The organism is Amycolatopsis sp. NPDC089917 (genome assembly GCF_040684635.1).
In the GTDB taxonomy this organism is placed as follows: Bacteria; Actinomycetota; Actinomycetes; order Mycobacteriales; family Pseudonocardiaceae; genus Amycolatopsis.
This window is the reverse complement of the sequence record NZ_JBFBGL010000001.1, coordinates 292,792-308,327: the sequence shown is the minus strand read 5'-3', so window position 1 is coordinate 308,327 and position 15,536 is coordinate 292,792. Positions and strand designations below refer to the sequence as shown.

Genomic DNA, 15,536 nt, shown 5'->3' with positions numbered 1-15,536 from the left:
GTCGCGTCGGACTGCGTGATCGGTGACCACGGCTCGGTGACGCAGTACGCGGCGGGGCTGGGGAAACCGGTTCTGCCACTCACGACCCCGACCTCCATGGGAACCGGCGGCGGAGTGTCGAACGCCCGCGCCCAGACCGCCTCGATCCAGTCCGCGACCGTGTCGGCGAGGGCGTCCGCCGTGAGGCCTCGCGGGAGCGAAGGCACGTCCGGTTCCCAGCCTGTTTCGCCGTGAACGACACCGAAGAGATGACGGTGCTCGTCGATGGGTTTGTTGAGAACGAACGAATCCGGACCTTCGAACCGGGCCCATACGTCGAAAGTGCCCTCGCCGTCCTGGTCGGGGAACACCTCGATCCGCACACTCTCGACGGTGCTGCCGATGGCGTTGACGATCGCCCTCAGCCGAGCGGTGACCTCGTCGGAATGCGCGTCGAGGACGCGGCGAAGTCGGCGGCGGTAGTCGTTCTGGTCCACACGGGACAATCTAGCGCTGCTCGGCTCACTCAGGTGCGGATGGCGCGGCGCCGGAAACAAGACCGGAGACGATTTCCCGGTGTACGCCGAGGCCGCCTGATTCATCGCACGTGGACAGTGATCCCCGAGATCGCCGCGGCGGGCTCGGGGCGACTTGCGATCTCGCCGGCGATTTCCCGGGCCCGCCGCCGATATTCGCCGTTCTCACTCACCTTCGCCACGGCCGCGGCAATCTCCGCCGCCGAGTCGACCGTGATCGACGTCCCCGACGCGGCGGCGCGCGCGGCGTTGATCGGCTGGTCGGCGCCTTGGGGCCAGAGCACCATCGGGAGACCGTGCGCGAGCGTGCCGACAACGGTGCCGACTCCTCCGGCGCCGACCACCAGATCGACGCGTTCGAGCAACTGGGCCAGCGGTACGAAGGGCACGTACCGCACATTCGCCGAGTCTGTTCGAAGCGTTTCGCCTGCGGTGGGCAGCCGCAGGGACGAGCCGAGCGTGGCGATCACGTTCGCCCCGGTGTCCGCGACCGCCGCCACGGCCGCGGAAAGTGGCGCGGGGTCGGAGAAAATCGTGCCGAAGGTGACGAGAACCGTGGGCTTGTCGCGCTCGCCGAAGTCCGGCAGTGCGAATGCGAGGTCCTTCGGCCGACGATGGGCCTGAGGACGGACCGCCCACACCGGAATGCCGGCGGACCACTCCGGATCCTGTAGCTGCGGCGGACACGGGTCCAGATAGCTCGACGCCGCCGCCGAGTCGCAGCGGGTCGACGCCACACGCTCGATCTCGTCGGTGATCACCGACGGCAGCGCCGGACCGATTCCCGCCCGGTGCCACTCCACGCCCAGCCGGGCGGCGACGATCGGGCCGATCGCGTCGAACGGCTCGGCGAAGACCAGGTCCGGAGCCCACGCGGTGGGCTGGGCGAGGCTGTCCTCGATGCCGAGGTCGACGCGGGCGCCGCCGAAGATCTCGCCGATGACCGGAGGCGTCGGATGGAACACGTCGGCCCCGGCGCGGCGGGCCGCCTCCTCGGAGAACTCGCCCGGCGTCGCGCCCGCGCCGAGAAACTCGGCCTCGGGAGGAAGTTCTTCGGCGACCGAGGACCGGAATCCCTCACTCGACAGCAGCCCCACAGCGTGACCGGCGCCGACCGCCGCCTGCATGAGCGGAACCAAGGGCAGGATGTGGCCGAAGGCGGGGGTCCTGTCTTCCTGAACTCGGATCGGTTCTCGGCGGTCCGGACCGCCGAGCTCACGGGGCCGTCGCAGGGGATCTTGCCCTCGTGGACAAGGTCCCCTGCCCGCCCGGGCCGTCAGCGGTCGCCGTGCCGGTGCTGCCCGTAAGGCTCAGCCCCGACAAGGGTGACGCGGACCGCGCCGCCGCTCGGCACGCGATACTCCCGCCGATCACCCGGTTTCGCGCCGTGCAAGGCGCGGCCGATCGGCGAATCGGGGGAGTAGACCTCGAGATCGCCGTGGCCCGCTTCGTCGCGGGTGCCGAGCAGGAAGGTCTCGGTATCGCCGTCGTCGTACTCGACGGTGAGCACCATGCCGGGCTCGGCGATCCCGTCGTCCGGGGGATCCTGCCCGACGACGGCTCCGCGCAGCACGTCCTCGATCTGCCGGATCCGTGCCTGCCGGTGAGTGTGGCGCGCGATTTCGTCGTCGCCGTCCTGCTCACCGGCCGTGGAGCGCCGCAACGCCGCGAGCTCCCGCACCAGGCGTGCGTGAGTTTCCGGGGTCAGCCAAGGGCTTGACGAGACGATGGTCATGGTGATGATCGCCTTTCGATGGATATGTCTGTGAGGGCCGGGTGCGGAAAGCCCCGGCCCTCACAGACCTTCGGTGAGTCCCGCTTCGGTCAGCGGGTCTCTGGCTCCAGGGGCCGCCGCCGGAGGGCGCCCGCGTCGGTGGCGAATCCGATGGCGGCCTTCAGCAGGAGGTCCTTCTCGGTACGCAGCAGGGCGTTCTCGGCGCGGAGCCGGTCCACTTCGGACTGTGTGGTCTCTTCTTCCGGTGGCATCGTCATCCGAATCAGCGGAGGGGATCGAAGGGACGGAGGGCTTCGGGCTGCTTGCCGGTGGTGATGTGCTCGGCCAGGAGCCGTCCGGTGATCGGTCCGTGGGTCAGTCCCCACATGCCGTGCCCGCCCGCGACGTAGAGCCCGGGGGTGCTCGTCGCGCCGATCACGTGCCGCCCGTCGGTGCTGACCGGACGGGAGCCGACCCATTCGTCGGTGCGCCGTCCCCAGTCCAGCCCGGCGAGATACGGCCTGGCCGAGTCGATGATCGCGGCGATCCGGGCGGGATCCAGTGGGGCGTCCGGCTTCCGGAACTCCATCGTCCCCGCGACGCGGAGGCCGCCTCGATACGGCGTGCAGGCCACACGGATGTCCGGCAGATAGAGCGGTCCGGGAACCGGCTCGTCGGTCGGCACGGTGAAGGAGTAGCCGCGTCCTGCGCGCACGGGGACCTTGACGCCCCACTTCCGTCCGAGATCGCCCAGCCAGGCGCCGGTCGCGAGCACGGCCGCGTTGGCGTTCACCGTCTGACCCGACGTCGAGCGCACGCTCAGCGCGTGACGATGCGCGCGCAGGGACGCGACCTCGAAGCGGTGCCGGATCGTCCCGCCGCGGCTGACCACCGCCCGGGCCAGCGACTCGACGAACCGGCCCGGGTCCACGTAGCGCTGTCCCTCGATCCGGATGCCGGCGCCGAGCCTCGCGGCCGCCTGGGGGAACCGCTCCGCCAGCTCGGCGCCGGTCAGCCGCGTGTAGGCGATTTCCTGTCCGGCCTCGCCGATGCGGCGCAGTTCCGTGATCAGGCCCGCCGCGTGCTCGGCCGTCTCGAACGCGGCCGTGATCGGCGCTTCGATGGTCGGCGCGTCGACGCCGTTCGCGGTGAGGACGTCGAACGCCTCCAGGCATTCGTCGTTCAGCGGCGCGTTCGCCTCGACGGCGCGAGTCCACGAGCGACCGGTGCAGTTCGCGGCGAACCGGGCCAGGAACGACCACAGCCGAGGGTCGGGGGACGGCGGGACGTGCAGCGGGGCCTGCCGGTCCAGCAGCGTCCGCAGTCCGTAACGCAGGACGCCGGGTTCGTTGAGCGGGATCGCGAGTCCGGGGGAGAGCCAGCCGGCGTTGCCCCACGACGAGCCCGCCGCGATGCCCTGGCGGTCCACCACCGTGACGGTGACCCCGCGTTCCTGCAGGAACCACGCGGTCGACAGGCCGACCACGCCGGCGCCGATCACGATCGCCGAACGTGGGACGCCGTCGATCCGGTCGAGATCGCCCATGAATTCCTCCGCTGCACGAGTGGTGCTGTCGCGGTCAGGATGGCTCGGAACCGGTCGTCGGCGATTGTCCGGATCAGACAATCAGCGCGGGTGGTTTTGGCCGGAACGGTCAAGGGGCCGGATCGGTCAAGGGGCCGGATCGGAGACCGCCAGTTCGATGATCATCGCCAGCCGTTTCGCGGGCTGGTCGAGGCGGAGTTCGGTCACTTCGGCCATCTTCCGGAGCCGGTAGCGGATCGTGTTGGGATGGACGTCCAGCCGCTCGGCGGCCTCCGTGAGGTCCCCTTGCGCTTCGAGCCAGGCGCGCAGCGTCGCGACGTAGCTGGTGGCGTTCGCGCTGTCGTGCCGCCGCAGCTCGGTGATCGGCCCCCGGGCGGGTGCCCGGCCGGACGCGGCGGCGGCCCGCAGCCGTTGCACCAGGATGTCGTCCCACGCCTCGTCGTAGGCGATCGCGGACTTCGTGGTCGGCCGCACGTCGTGCAGGGCGAGACACTCGTCGGCCTCCCGCCTGCTCGCGGGAAGTTCCGCGGACACCGCACCAGCCCCGATCCCGGCCAGCATCGTCACCTGCCGGGGCAGCGCTTCGCGGATCGAACCGACCCACGCCCTGGCCGCGGCGACGTCGTCCCCGGGCAGGACGGTGTAGACGGTGTTGCTGAACAACGTGCTGCGACCGGGCCGTGACCAGCCGAAACCGGTGGTCGCCCGCTCGAACGCGAGCAGGAGCGCGGCGTGGCGCTCGTCGCCGATGTGGGCCTGCACCGCGATCACCCGGAACCGTCCGGGAGGCAGACCGAGCCTGCTGAGCACGGCCGCCGCGTCCGGTGTGCCTTCCAGCAGCCGGATCACGAGATCGGATTCGACCTGCCGCTCCAGATCCGCGCTCGCCCGGGACCGCAGGAGATGCAGGCCGACCGTGCGCGAGCTGTCCCGCAGCACCGCGCGCCGGACGTCGGACAACGGCTGGTCGCACTCCACCCAGATCGAGCCCAGCGCCTCCCGGCCGGCACGGACCGCGACCACCATGCGCCCGGTCAGCCCGTGCTCGGGATCGGCCTCGACGAACAACGGTTCGTCGGATTCGGCGAGGTGCCCGAACACACCCCGCCGCTCGAACAGTTCGCGGACCGGCTCCGGGACGCGCCTGCCCAGGATCGTCTCCAGGCGCGCTCGGTCGGCCTGGTGCTGGCGGCTCGAGTAAGCGAGGACCCGGGAGAGCCGGTCCTCGATGGTCACCGCGCTGCCGAGCGCGTCCGCCAGGCTGTCGGCCAGCGCGAACAAGTCGGTCGGCCCTCGGCCGGACTCGGTCTCGCGGCCCTCCAGCACGAGCCCGTAGACCACTCCGGCGAGCTGACCCCAGGACACGTCCGGCTCCACCAGCAGGATCGCGACGCCGCTGGTCTCCGCTCGCTCCGTCGCCTCCGGGCCCGGCGGCAGTGATCCGCGGACCAGGACGACCGACGCGTGCGCCGCCGCGGCCAGTTCGACGGCCACGGCGATCGAGTCCGTCCCGACGGCGAGGAAGACGTCCCCGCGCAGGTCGCGCGGATCGGCGGCGTCGTGCATCACCACGTCCCGCAACGCCACCTCGCGCGATACGGGGCAGCAGCACAAGCGTGCCCCGTATCCGCCGAGGACGTTCACGAGCCGATCAAGCGTCACCATGGCTCGTTCTTACTCCATCCGCGCGACGCTCGACGCCCGCGGCCATGATCACCGGGGGGCGAGTGCCCGAAGCAGACGGTCCAGCTCCGCCAGGTCCAAGGGCTTGGCGAGGTGGGCGTCGAAGCCAGCCACCCGGCTGCGCTCACGGTCCGCCGCCTGGCTGAAACCGGACAGCGCGACCAGCCGCAGGTGCCGGTCCGCCCGGCGGAGCCAGCGGGCGACCTCGTAGCCGTCGATCGGACCACGACCTGGCGACAACGCCCGTTCGCATCCACGACTTCACCGTCGCTGATGCCGTCACAGCGGTGAATCAGCCCGAGTCGCGTTTGCCCATCAGGGAGAACGCCACCATCAGCACGACCGCGACCCAGGTGAGCAGGACGCCACCGCCGGTGAGCGGCCCCAGGTACGTCGCCGCGTCGGTCTTGAGCTGTGCGGTGCTGAGTTGTTCGGCGGCCGAGGCAGGGAAGTAGGCCAGGATGTCGCGCTGGACCCAGGTCGGCAGCAGCGCGCCGAGGATGGCCGGAGCGAAGATGAAGCCGATCGCGGTGGCGATGGCGCCGGCCGCGCTGCGCATGATCACGCCGAAGGACAGCGCCAGCAGCGCGAACGCCGCCATCTCCGCGCCCCAGCCGAGGAGGCTGCGCACCACGCCGGGGCCATCGAGGCCGAGTAGTGGGATGTCCGGATTGAGCCCGAGGATCAGGCGGCCGGAGTAGAACGCCGCTGTCGCGAACAGGGTGCCGAGCACGAAGGCCAGCAGTCCCACGACCACGGCCTTGGCGAGCAAGACACGGCCACGGCGGGGAGTGATGGCCAGGGTGAGGCGCATCATCCCGGTCGAGTATTCGCCCGAAACCGCGAGTACCCCGAGCACGGACACCAGGATGAGCCCGAGGTTCATGCCGACCATGCTGGTGCCGGCCGTGTCGAAGTCGACCCGTTGCCCGGCGGGCAGATTCTTGTAGTCCGCTTGGGTCAGCATGCTGAACAGCGCGGAGAAACCGACGCTGACCACGGCCGCCGCGGCGACGACCGTCCAGGTCGAGCGGACCGACTTGAGCTTGGTCCATTCCGCGGCGAGGGTGTTCGTGATGCCGGGGGAGGTCAGTGCGATGGACACGTCATTCACCGCCTTCCGTGGCGAGCGCCCGCACCGTCTCGGCGAGCTTGTGTTCGCTCGCGGAGCGGTACTGCACGCTGTTCTTGGTGAGATCCATGAACGCGGCTTCGAGACTGGCGCGGACCGGGGTGAGTTCGTGCAGTCCGAGCCGCCGTTCGAGGGCGATGTCACCGATCCGCGGCGCGTCCAGGCCGTCGACGTCGAGCGAGCCGTCCTCTCGCGCTGTCACCGTGCCTCCCGCCCGTTCGAGTGCCTTGGCGAGTTCGGTGGCGTGCGGGGAGACCACGTGGACGTGGCTGCGGGCGCTGCTCCGGGTGAGGTCGACGATCGGCATGTCGGCGATGAGTTCGCCCCGGCCGATCACGATGACGTGCGCGGCGGTCTCTTCCATCTCGTTCATCAGGTGGCTCGACACGAAGACCGTGCGTCCCTCGGCGGCGAGGTCCTGCATCAGCGTCCTGATCCAGTAGATGCCTTCGGGATCGAGCCCGTTGACCGGTTCGTCGAACAACAACGTCGGGGGATCGCCGAGCAGGGCCGTGGCGATGCCGAGCCGTTGATACATGCCCAGTGAGAAGCCGCCGACCTTCTTGCCCGCGACTTCGGTGAGGCCGACGGTGTCGAGCACTTCGTCCACTCGCTTGCGGGGGAGGCCGCCTGCCTGCGCCACCCACTGCAGGTGGCGATAGGCGGTGCGGGAGCCGTGCACGGCCTTGGCGTCGAGCAGCGCCCCGACCTCTCGCATCGGTGCGGGCAGGTCGCGATAGGCCTTGCCGTTGACCGTGACCGAACCGCCGCTGGGCGCGTCCAGGCCGAGGATCATCCGCATGGTGGTCGACTTGCCCGCCCCGTTCGGGCCCAGGAAGCCGGTCACCACCCCGGGCTTGATGTCGAACGACAAAGAACGGACGGCCGTCGTCGTCCCGTATTTCTTCGTCAGCTCTCGTGCTGTGATCACTTGTGCGCTCCGGCCCTCGGTTCGTGCTGCCGGTGTCCACCGAACCGTTCGGGACGGTTGATCGGCTACTGCACAACGTCGCTCGTGAGCGCAACGAAAGTTGCGGTGAGGACTGCTCGGCCGCCTTGACCGGGACAGTCCGGTCAAGGCGGCTTCGTCCTACTTCGTGCAGTTGATCCCGGCTTCACCCCGGTACATCACGAAGCTGATCTTCACCGAGTAGAGATGGACGGTCACGCACTGATCGGGCGTGTAGCCGTAGGCCGCCGCATGGTCGTAGGCCTGCTGCAGCGCCGTCCGCTTGGCCGACGCCGAGGTCTTCTCGATCGTCGTCCCGAGGAACGCGCGGCTCTCCTGGACGCCGGTCGAGGCGTTCGCCACCGTCGGCGCGAGTGCCATGAGCCCGGCGAGGGCGACGGCCCCCGCACCACGGGTGATCGTTCTGGTCATGCTTTACCCCTCCTGGTTTTCAGTGGACGGAACGACTGTCAGCGGTGGCACCAGAGCCAGACGGTCGCGCTGTAGTAACCCATCTGGCCCTGAGGCTGCGCGGCGCGGACGTAACACTGCGAGTCCAGCCATCCGGCGTTGCGCGCGAAGTGACGGGCCACCTGCTCCGCCGACGTGATGGCTTGCGACGGACCCGGGCCGATACCGGTGGCGTAGAAATCTCCGGTCTCCACCGCGAACGCCGGCGTCGCCGACATGGTCACCGCGGCCACCGTCAGAGCGGCCGCGGTCAGGAACTTCTTCATGGGAACTCCCCCTCCAGGTCGTCAGCCAGAATCGACCGACTCCCCATGGTCATTCATCTCAGCTAACGTGGAAACCGTAGGGGAGCGCTCGCGTGGTTGTCAATCCCAGATGGATGAGATGCTGCGCGATATTCATCTCAGCTAATGGAGGCGATGGTGGCCGAACCACGGGAGACCACGCTCACCAGCCGGATCGACCGCCTCTTCCAGGTGGTCCGGCGGGCCAACGGTGAGCAGCACAGTCACGAGGAGGTGGCGCGGGCCTGCCGGGAGAGCACCGGCGAGACGTTCTCCGCCGCCTATCTCTGGCAACTGAGGACGGGCCGCCGGGACAACCCGACCAAGCGGCACCTCGAAGCGCTCGCGGCGTTCTTCCAGGTGCCTCCCGCCTACTTCTTCGACGACGAACAGGGAAGGGCTCTTGCCGAAGAGATCGAATTGCTGGGAGCGTTGCGGAACAACGCGGTGCGCAACCTGGCTTTGCGCGCGGTGACGCTGTCCGAGGAGGGGCTCGGGACCGTGACCGACATCGTCGAGGCGATCAGTCGGCGCGAGTCCAAGCGGGACCAGGGGGAGTAGCCATGCTGGGCAGGAAAAGTGCGCTCTGGCGCAGATGCGAGCGGATCGCGTCCGCCGTGCGGCTGCCGGATCCGTTCGAGGTGACCACGTTGTTCGGCGAGGTCGCGGCGATGCGGGGACGGCCCATCGAACTGGTGGCGCTCGACGCGCGGCCGGGAGCGCCGTGCGGGGTTCTCGCAGCGACCGACCGGGCGGACTACGTGTTCTACACACGGGACACGTCCCCGCTGCACCAGAGCCACATCCTGCTGCACGAACTCGGTCATCTGCTGTGCGGGCACGTCGAGGGCGAGGTGGCGACGGAGACGGTGGCCGCGATGATCACGCCCAGCCTGTCGGTGGACCTGGTCCGCCGGGTCCTCGGCCGCACGACCTACGCGCAGGAGCAGGAGAAGGAGGCCGAGCTCGTGGCGTCGCTGCTCATGCGGCGAGCCGTGAGCGCGGGCCGGGGATCCGATCGGCTGCGCCGCGCCCTCGGATCATGATCAGCTATCTGTCCGCCGCGCTGCTGGCGTTGATCGGCCTCACCCGGCTGATGACGGTCCGCTCCGGACCGAAGCACCTGGCCACCTTCTTCCTCAGCATGGCGGCCGCGCTCGCCATCTCGGCCGAGGGCACGGTCCGCTTGCTCGGAGACGACCTGCTCCCGCGGCTGGTCACCAACGCGCTGCAACTGCTCGCGATGCGCGCGCTGGTGCAGCTGGTCCGCAGTACCCGGTCACCGGAGAAACCGACGGCGTTCTGGCCGATCGCGGTGTGCTGGGCCCTGATGGTCCTGTGCTATCTGGACTTCGCGCCGCACCGGTTCGAGGCGGGCACCTCCGGATTTCAGTGGCGCTGGAGCATCGTCGCGTATCAGGTGATCCTCACGACGTACGCGATCACGTGCCTGGTGATGTTCACGCGCACGCTGGCCCGCAGCGCGGCGGGGCGTCCGCGCGGGACGTTCCGGACCGGACTGCGGATCCTCGTCTGCGCCGCGATCGCGACGATGGGGTGGGTGCTGTTCTCCGGGCTTCCGTCGCTGTGGCTGGAGATCACCGACCTCGCGGACCTGGATTTCCTGCCGCGCGCCCGTCTTCTCGGTCTCTGCGCGATGGTGCTGTGGGTCGCAGGCGGACTGTTCACCACCTGGGACGGCGCTCTCCGGCTGGCCCGCGCGTGGAGACGGATCCGGGCGGTGACGCCGCTGTGGAAAGAGCTCGTCGCCGCGCATCCGCAGATCGCCCTGCCCGTACGCCACGACCTGGAGTTCACGTTGTACCGCAGGGTGATCGAGATCCGTGACGGTCTCCTCGCCTTGCGGGCGCACGTCCCGCCGCACCTCGGGGAATGGCTGCGCGTACCGGTCGACGAACCCACGCGCGCCGCCGCCGAACTGGCGGCGGCGCTGGTCATGCGCGAGGCGGGCAAGAGCTGGCCGCGTCATTCGGCCGGACCGGACGCGGCCCACCCCGGCATGCGGGAGGAAAGCGCCTGGCTGAGCGCCGTGTCGTCCGCGTTCAAGCACTCCCTCGTCGTGCGGGAGATACGGGAACGCGCGGTCGCGGAAGTCGGGTGACGCCGGGGTCGCTGCTCAGGACCGGCTGTCCGGGGCGAACCTGCCGTCCTCCCGGTACAGCCAGTACCGGCGCAACATGCGCAACACCACGGAGACCTGCAGCGCGGTGATGCCGGGCAGGGGCGCGAGGTCGCGGGTGAGGAAGTCGGCCATCTCGTCCTCGTTCCGGAACACGCCCTGGTGGATGATCGAAGCCGTGCCGGCGACGATCGACACGTACCGCGCCGACGGATGCCGTGCCAGTTCCCCGGCCACGTCCTGAATGGCGCCCGGGGTGACGGTCAGCGCGATGATCGCTTCCAGTTCGTAGCCGAGCTGAGCGGGTTCGACCTCCACCCGTGGCCGGACGATGCCACGCCGCAGCGTCGACTGGATCAGCCGGTAGGCGGTGGACTGGCTGAGGCCGAGGATCCGGCCCGCCTCCGCCGCGGTGATCCGGCCGTTCCCGGCCAGCAGCCCGATGAGCCGCCGCTCGTCCGGGCTCGCCTTGTCGGTGTCGAACCAGTCCGGCGCAGTCGGTACCACCTGTTCGCGGGACAGGATCTCGTGCTGCTCTCGGCTCAGCCGATGCAAACGCCAGGAGTCGGCCCTGGTCAGTGCCCGCAGCACGAGTTCCGAATGGGTACCCGCCACGCCGGCCACCCCGGGGATGCGATCGGCGAGAAGCTCGCGCGCCTGAGCGCGGTCCGGAACGTGTACGGCCAGGTAGACATCCGATCGGCCCGCCGTCTCCGCCGCGAGCTGGACCTCGGGAAACCGTGCGAGGTCCTTCGCCGCCGAACCGGACGCTCCGGGTTCGGTCGTGACCCACACGTGTCGCGGGTTCCCGCGAGCCCTCGCCGTCCACTCGACCTGGCCGATCACCCGGAGGATCCGCTGCTCATCGAGCCGGACGAGCCGCCGTCCCACCGTGCTGGCGGAAACGTCGAGTGCTTCGGCGAGCACGGCTACCGAAGCCCGCGGGGCGATCTGGAGCGCCGCGATCAGGTCGAGTTCCGGCTCCGTCAACATAATCGTGAATGTATCAGTCACTAGTAGATCTCATATGAATGATCCGTGCAGGGTTTGACCGAAGCTTGCACTATTCGTTCGCGTGAGTTTGTAATGAGCCACCGATCAGGAAGGAGCCGCGCCGGTGAGTTCCCCGCAAGCCAGAACCACCTCCCGCCCGATGCATCTCCTGCTGCGCGCGCTCGACGTCGTCGAGCGGCTCGGCAACAAGTTGCCGCATCCGTTCTGGCTGTTCGTCATCCTGAGCGGAGTGCTGGCGCTGGCCAGCTGGGGGCTCAGCGCGGCCGGGGTTTCGGCGCTGAACCCGGCCACGGGCAAGGCGATCGAGGCGAAGAACCTGTTGTCCGCCGAGGGCGTGCGGATGATGGTGACCGACGCGGTCAAGAGCTACACGTCGTTCCCGCCGCTCGGCACCATCCTCGTGGTGATGCTCGGCGTGGCGGTGGCCGAGCGGTCCGGGCTGCTCGCGGCCGTCCTCCGGTCGGGTGTTTCGAAGGTGTCGCCGCGGTGGGTGACCTTCGCGCTGGCGTTCACCGGAATGGTGTCCCACGTGGCCTCCGACGCCGCCTATGTGGTCCTGATCCCGTTGGGGGCCTTGGCTTTCCGCGCGGTGGGCCGGAGCCCGATCCTGGGCATCGTGGTCGCGTTCGTGTCCATCTCCGCCGGCTACGACGCGAGCCCGCTGATCACGCCGACCGATGCCATCCTCTCCGGCCTGACCACGGCGGCGGCGCAGACGATCGACCCGGCCTATTCGGTCACCCCGCTGGCCAACTACTTCTTCTCGCTCGCCTCGTCGCTCGTGCTGGCCGTGGTGATCACGCTCGTGACCGAGAAGATCCTCGCGCGGCGCGCCGAAGAGATGCCCGTCGACGACGACGCGGAAGAGGACGATCTCGGCTCGCTCCAGCTCACCCGGCAGGAACGACGCGGCCTGCTCGCCGCGTTGATCGCGCTGGCCGTCTTCGTGGTCGCCCTGGTGCTGGCGGTGCTGCCCGCGTCGTCGCCGTTGCGGGGCAAGGGCGGAAGCATCGTCGAGTCGCCGCTGCTGACGTCGGTCTCGATCTTCCTGGCACTCGGCTTCCTGGCCGCGGGCTGGGCCTACGGCAAGGTCGCGGGGACGGTGACCAGCAGTCGCGACATCCCGGGGTTCATGGCGCACGGCTTCCGGGAGATGGCGCCGATCCTGGTGTTGTTCTTCGCCATCTCCCAGTTCCTCGCCTACTTCAAATGGACCGGCATCGGCGAGATCATCGCGGTCGACGGCGCCGGCCTGCTCAAATCCGCCGGGGTGTCCGGACCGGTCATCATGCTGGGCATCCTCGTCGTGGTGACCCTGGTGAACCTGATCGTCACCAGCGGTTCGGCCCAATGGGCGTTGATCGGCCCGGTGTTCGTGCCGATGCTGATGCTGCTGGACATCCCGCCCGAGACCACCCAGGCGCTGTACCGCATCGCGGACTCGTGCACGAACGCGATCACCCCGATGAGTCCGTATTTCGTGATGGCGCTGGGGTTCCTGCAGCGGTACCGGCGTTCGGCGGGCATCGGCACGCTCTTCTCGATGACGGTCCCGCTCTCGTTCGCCTTGCTGATCGTCTGGACCTTGCTGTTCTTCGTGTTCTGGGCGTTCGGCATCCCGCTCGGCCCCGGCGCCCCTGTTCGCTAGAAAGGATTCCCTTGTCACACACGGATTGGTCCCGGAACGCACTGCCGGCCCTGCTCGACGATCTCCGGCGGATCGTGGAACTGGAGACGCACAGCTACGACAAGCCGATGCTGGACAAAGGCCTCGACACGCTCCGGACCTGGGTCTTCGACCGGCTCGGCGCACCCGATACCGAAGCCCGGCACAGCGACGCGGTCCGCGGTGACGTGCTCGAACTGAGCTACGCGGGGACGGCGCCGGGAACGGTGTTGCTGCTGAGCCACTACGACACGGTCTGGCCGACCGGCACGCTCGCCGAGTGGCCGTACACCGACGAAGACGGCCGCATCACCGGGCCGGGCGCGTTCGACATGAAGCTCGGCCTGGTGCAGTCGGTCTGGGCGCTGCGAGGACTGCGCGAACTCGGCCTTCCGCATCCGTCGGTCAGGTTCCTCTTCAACGGCGACGAGGAGATCGGCAGCCCGCACTCGCGGCCGTACATCGAAGCCGCGAGCGAAGGTGCGCTCGCCACTCTCGTCTTCGAGGCGTCGCTGGACGGCAAACTGAAGACCGCGCGCAAGGGCGTCGGCCTGTTCGACGTGACCGCCACCGGTGTCGAAGCGCACGCGGGTCTGGACCCCGACGCGGGAGCGAGCGCGATCCACGCCCTCGCCGACGTCGTCGGGCGGCTCGCCGCCGCGGGTTCGCGCGAACACGGGACCACGGTCAACGTCGGCACCATCTCCGGCGGTACCGGTCGCAACGTCACCGCGGGCAAGGCGGTCTGCGGAGTCGACGTCCGTGTCGCCGAACCTTCGGAGATGAACCGGATCGACGCGGTGTTCGCCGGGCTGGAAGCCGCCGATCCCCGTGTGACCGTGTCGGTCGAGGGAGAGTGGAACCGCCCGCCGATGACGCCGAACGAGCCATCACGCGCGCTGTTCGCGACAGCGCGGAAGGTGGCGGCCGACCAGGGCTGGGAGCTGGCGGAGACCGCCGTGGGCGGCGCGAGCGACGGCAACTTCGTGTCGGCGCTGGGGCGCCCGGTGCTCGACGGGCTCGGCGCCGTCGGAGGTGGCGCCCACGCGCGTGACGAGCACGTCCTCGCGGCGCACATCCCGGAACGGACGGCGCTGGCGATCGGGCTGATCACGGCGCTCGCCGGGTAGGCACGGCCCGACGTTCCTTCGGGACCGGCCTCGCTCCGCATGGCGGTCCGTGAAGGACTCCTTGAGGGACCCAGAGTCCCTCAAGGAGTCCTTCACGGACTTGGGCAACCCGGCAGCCAGGGGGCTCAGCCCGCGATCTTGGACGGGTGCACCGCCAGCGGTGTCACCTTGATGTCCATGTAGGGGAACAACGGCAGGCCGGACAGCAGTGTGTGCAGTTCGTCGTGGTCGGCGACGTCGAGGATCGAGAAGTTCGCGTACTCACCGGCGATCCGCCACAGCTGCGGCCATTTTCCCTCGCGCTGGAGCTGCTGGCTGTACGCCATCTCCCGCGCGATGATGTCGGCCCGTTCCGCCGGGTCGAGGTCCGGTGGCAGGCGGACGTCCATGCGGACGTGGTAAAGCATCGATCACTCCAAAAAGGACGGTGGTCAGGGACGTTCGGGGTCGAGGACGAAGCCGTACTCGATGGCCTCGCCGTCGCCCGACTCGCGCGGGTCCAGCACCAGTTCCGGCTTGACCGCGGAAGCGATGTCGTCGTCGTTGTGTTCGTCGCCCGGGAAGTACAGCTGCGCGGTGAGCAGTTCGTGGCCCGGTGCCGAGACCTTGACGTGCAGATGCGCCGGGCGCCACGCGTGCCAGCCCGCCGCGGCGATGAGCTTGCCGCAGGCGCCGTCGGTCGGGATCTGGTACGGCGCCGGCCGCACGGTGTGGATCTCGAACTTCCCGGAATCGTCGGTGGTGAAGCTCGCGCGCAGGTTCCACTCCGGGATGTTCGGCGCGAACTGGGAGTAGAAGCCGTCGGCGTCGGCGTGCCAGAGCTCGACTTTCGCGCCGCTGAGCGCGGTGCCGTCGGTCGAGGTGACCTTGCCTGTCCAGGTCAGCGGGGTGCCGGGCTCGTCGTCCCGCATCGGAACCGAGCCACGCGCGCCCTGCTCGGGCGCGTCGGGCACGTAGTACGGGCCTTCGATGGTGCCCTTGTTGCCTTCGCGGTGTTCGGTGGCGACCTCTTCGACGACGTGCTCCACCCATACGTCGAGGAACAGCGGCCACTCGCCGTCCTCGCCCACACCGATCAGCCACGACTTGAGGGCGTTGTACTCGTCGTAGGTGACCTTGTGCTTGCGGATCGTGCCGTGCACGGCTTCCAGTACCTCGCGGGCCAGGAGGCTGACCCGCTCCTTCGGCGTTCCGGCGGCACCGGCGAACTTGTCGCTCTTGAACCGTTCGGTCGCGTTGGCGCCGGACGCGGCCGCGGTGGCGGTCTCGTGGATGGCGGTCATGAATCCTCC

General features: G+C 69.4%; 19 protein-coding genes. 5 read left to right on the top strand and 14 right to left on the bottom strand.

Features of this window, described 5'->3' with window-relative positions; genetic code table 11:
• The 11 genes from AB0N89_RS01555 to AB0N89_RS01505 all read right to left on the bottom strand — a co-directional run.
• Positions 1 to 476, bottom strand: a 476-nt coding sequence (locus AB0N89_RS01555; protein WP_364199034.1) for a DUF6389 family protein, incomplete at its 3' end; no start/stop codon positions are given.
• Positions 477 to 577: 101 nt separating this feature from the next.
• Entirely contained in the window at positions 578 to 1,642 is a 1,065-nt protein-coding gene (locus AB0N89_RS01550) for a nucleotide disphospho-sugar-binding domain-containing protein (RefSeq protein WP_364199032.1), read from the bottom strand.
• 149 nt (positions 1,643 to 1,791) lie between these two features.
• Positions 1,792 to 2,250, bottom strand: a complete 459-nt coding sequence (locus AB0N89_RS01545; RefSeq protein ID WP_364199030.1) for a GreA/GreB family elongation factor — start codon at positions 2,248 to 2,250, stop codon at positions 1,792 to 1,794.
• Positions 2,251 to 2,339: 89 nt separating this feature from the next.
• The gene (locus tag AB0N89_RS01540; protein ID WP_364199028.1) at positions 2,340 to 2,507 is read right to left on the bottom strand and encodes a hypothetical protein; all 168 of its coding nucleotides are present in this window, start codon (positions 2,505 to 2,507) and stop codon (positions 2,340 to 2,342) included.
• A gap of 5 nt (positions 2,508 to 2,512) precedes the next feature.
• Positions 2,513 to 3,775 (bottom strand): FAD-dependent oxidoreductase, encoded by a 1,263-nt coding sequence (locus AB0N89_RS01535; RefSeq protein WP_364199026.1) that lies wholly within the window; start codon positions 3,773 to 3,775, stop codon positions 2,513 to 2,515.
• A 126-nt stretch (positions 3,776 to 3,901) separates the two neighbouring features.
• Positions 3,902 to 5,440 (bottom strand): helix-turn-helix domain-containing protein, encoded by a 1,539-nt coding sequence (locus tag AB0N89_RS01530; protein WP_364199024.1) that lies wholly within the window; start codon positions 5,438 to 5,440, stop codon positions 3,902 to 3,904.
• Positions 5,441 to 5,488: 48 nt separating this feature from the next.
• Positions 5,489 to 5,698, bottom strand: coding sequence for a hypothetical protein (locus tag AB0N89_RS01525; RefSeq protein WP_364199022.1), 210 nt, complete (start codon positions 5,696 to 5,698; stop codon positions 5,489 to 5,491).
• 52 nt (positions 5,699 to 5,750) lie between these two features.
• Entirely contained in the window at positions 5,751 to 6,563 is an 813-nt protein-coding gene (locus AB0N89_RS01520) for an ABC transporter permease (protein ID WP_364199020.1), read from the bottom strand.
• A 1-nt stretch (position 6,564) separates the two neighbouring features.
• Positions 6,565 to 7,521 carry an ATP-binding cassette domain-containing protein gene (locus AB0N89_RS01515; protein WP_364199019.1) on the bottom strand — a complete coding sequence of 319 codons (957 nt, stop codon included), beginning with the start codon at positions 7,519 to 7,521 and terminating at the stop codon, positions 6,565 to 6,567.
• A 159-nt stretch (positions 7,522 to 7,680) separates the two neighbouring features.
• Positions 7,681 to 7,971: a hypothetical protein gene (locus tag AB0N89_RS01510; protein WP_364199018.1), complete on the bottom strand. Its 291-nt coding sequence runs from the start codon at positions 7,969 to 7,971 to the stop codon at positions 7,681 to 7,683.
• Positions 7,972 to 8,009: 38 nt separating this feature from the next.
• Positions 8,010 to 8,276 carry a hypothetical protein gene (locus tag AB0N89_RS01505; RefSeq protein ID WP_364199016.1) on the bottom strand — a complete coding sequence of 89 codons (267 nt, stop codon included), beginning with the start codon at positions 8,274 to 8,276 and terminating at the stop codon, positions 8,010 to 8,012.
• 153 nt (positions 8,277 to 8,429) lie between these two features.
• On the opposite strand from AB0N89_RS01505, the gene AB0N89_RS01500 reads away from it, so the two are divergent.
• From AB0N89_RS01500 to AB0N89_RS01490, 3 genes are read left to right on the top strand one after another with little or no spacing between them, the layout of a single operon-like run.
• Positions 8,430 to 8,855 carry an XRE family transcriptional regulator gene (locus AB0N89_RS01500; RefSeq protein WP_364199014.1) on the top strand — a complete coding sequence of 142 codons (426 nt, stop codon included), beginning with the start codon at positions 8,430 to 8,432 and terminating at the stop codon, positions 8,853 to 8,855.
• A 2-nt stretch (positions 8,856 to 8,857) separates the two neighbouring features.
• Entirely contained in the window at positions 8,858 to 9,340 is a 483-nt protein-coding gene (locus tag AB0N89_RS01495; protein WP_364199012.1) for a hypothetical protein, read from the top strand.
• Complete coding sequence (locus AB0N89_RS01490) at positions 9,337 to 10,416, top strand: MAB_1171c family putative transporter (protein ID WP_364199010.1); 1,080 nt, start codon at positions 9,337 to 9,339, stop codon at positions 10,414 to 10,416. The genes AB0N89_RS01495 and AB0N89_RS01490 overlap by 4 nt, the downstream gene beginning before the upstream one ends.
• 15 nt (positions 10,417 to 10,431) lie before the next feature.
• Here AB0N89_RS01490 and AB0N89_RS01485 read toward each other — a convergent pair whose 3' ends face one another.
• Entirely contained in the window at positions 10,432 to 11,427 is a 996-nt protein-coding gene (locus tag AB0N89_RS01485; protein WP_364199008.1) for an Lrp/AsnC family transcriptional regulator, read from the bottom strand.
• 160 nt (positions 11,428 to 11,587) lie between these two features.
• Between AB0N89_RS01485 and AB0N89_RS01480 the strand changes: the two genes are divergently transcribed.
• On the top strand, positions 11,588 to 13,096 hold the full coding sequence (locus AB0N89_RS01480; RefSeq protein ID WP_364199253.1) for an AbgT family transporter: 1,509 nt from the start codon (positions 11,588 to 11,590) through the stop codon (positions 13,094 to 13,096).
• Positions 13,097 to 13,107: 11 nt separating this feature from the next.
• A complete protein-coding gene (locus AB0N89_RS01475) occupies positions 13,108 to 14,244 on the top strand; it encodes a M20 family metallopeptidase (protein ID WP_364199006.1) in 1,137 nt (378 codons plus the stop codon).
• A 125-nt stretch (positions 14,245 to 14,369) separates the two neighbouring features.
• On the opposite strand, the gene catC is transcribed toward AB0N89_RS01475, so the two are convergent.
• Together catC and catA are read right to left on the bottom strand one after the other, a co-directional pair.
• Positions 14,370 to 14,651, bottom strand: coding sequence for a muconolactone Delta-isomerase (gene catC, locus AB0N89_RS01470; protein WP_364199004.1), 282 nt, complete (start codon positions 14,649 to 14,651; stop codon positions 14,370 to 14,372).
• A gap of 24 nt (positions 14,652 to 14,675) precedes the next feature.
• Positions 14,676 to 15,527, bottom strand: a complete 852-nt coding sequence (gene catA, locus AB0N89_RS01465) for a catechol 1,2-dioxygenase (RefSeq protein ID WP_364199002.1) — start codon at positions 15,525 to 15,527, stop codon at positions 14,676 to 14,678.
• Positions 15,528 to 15,536 lie beyond the last annotated feature (9 nt).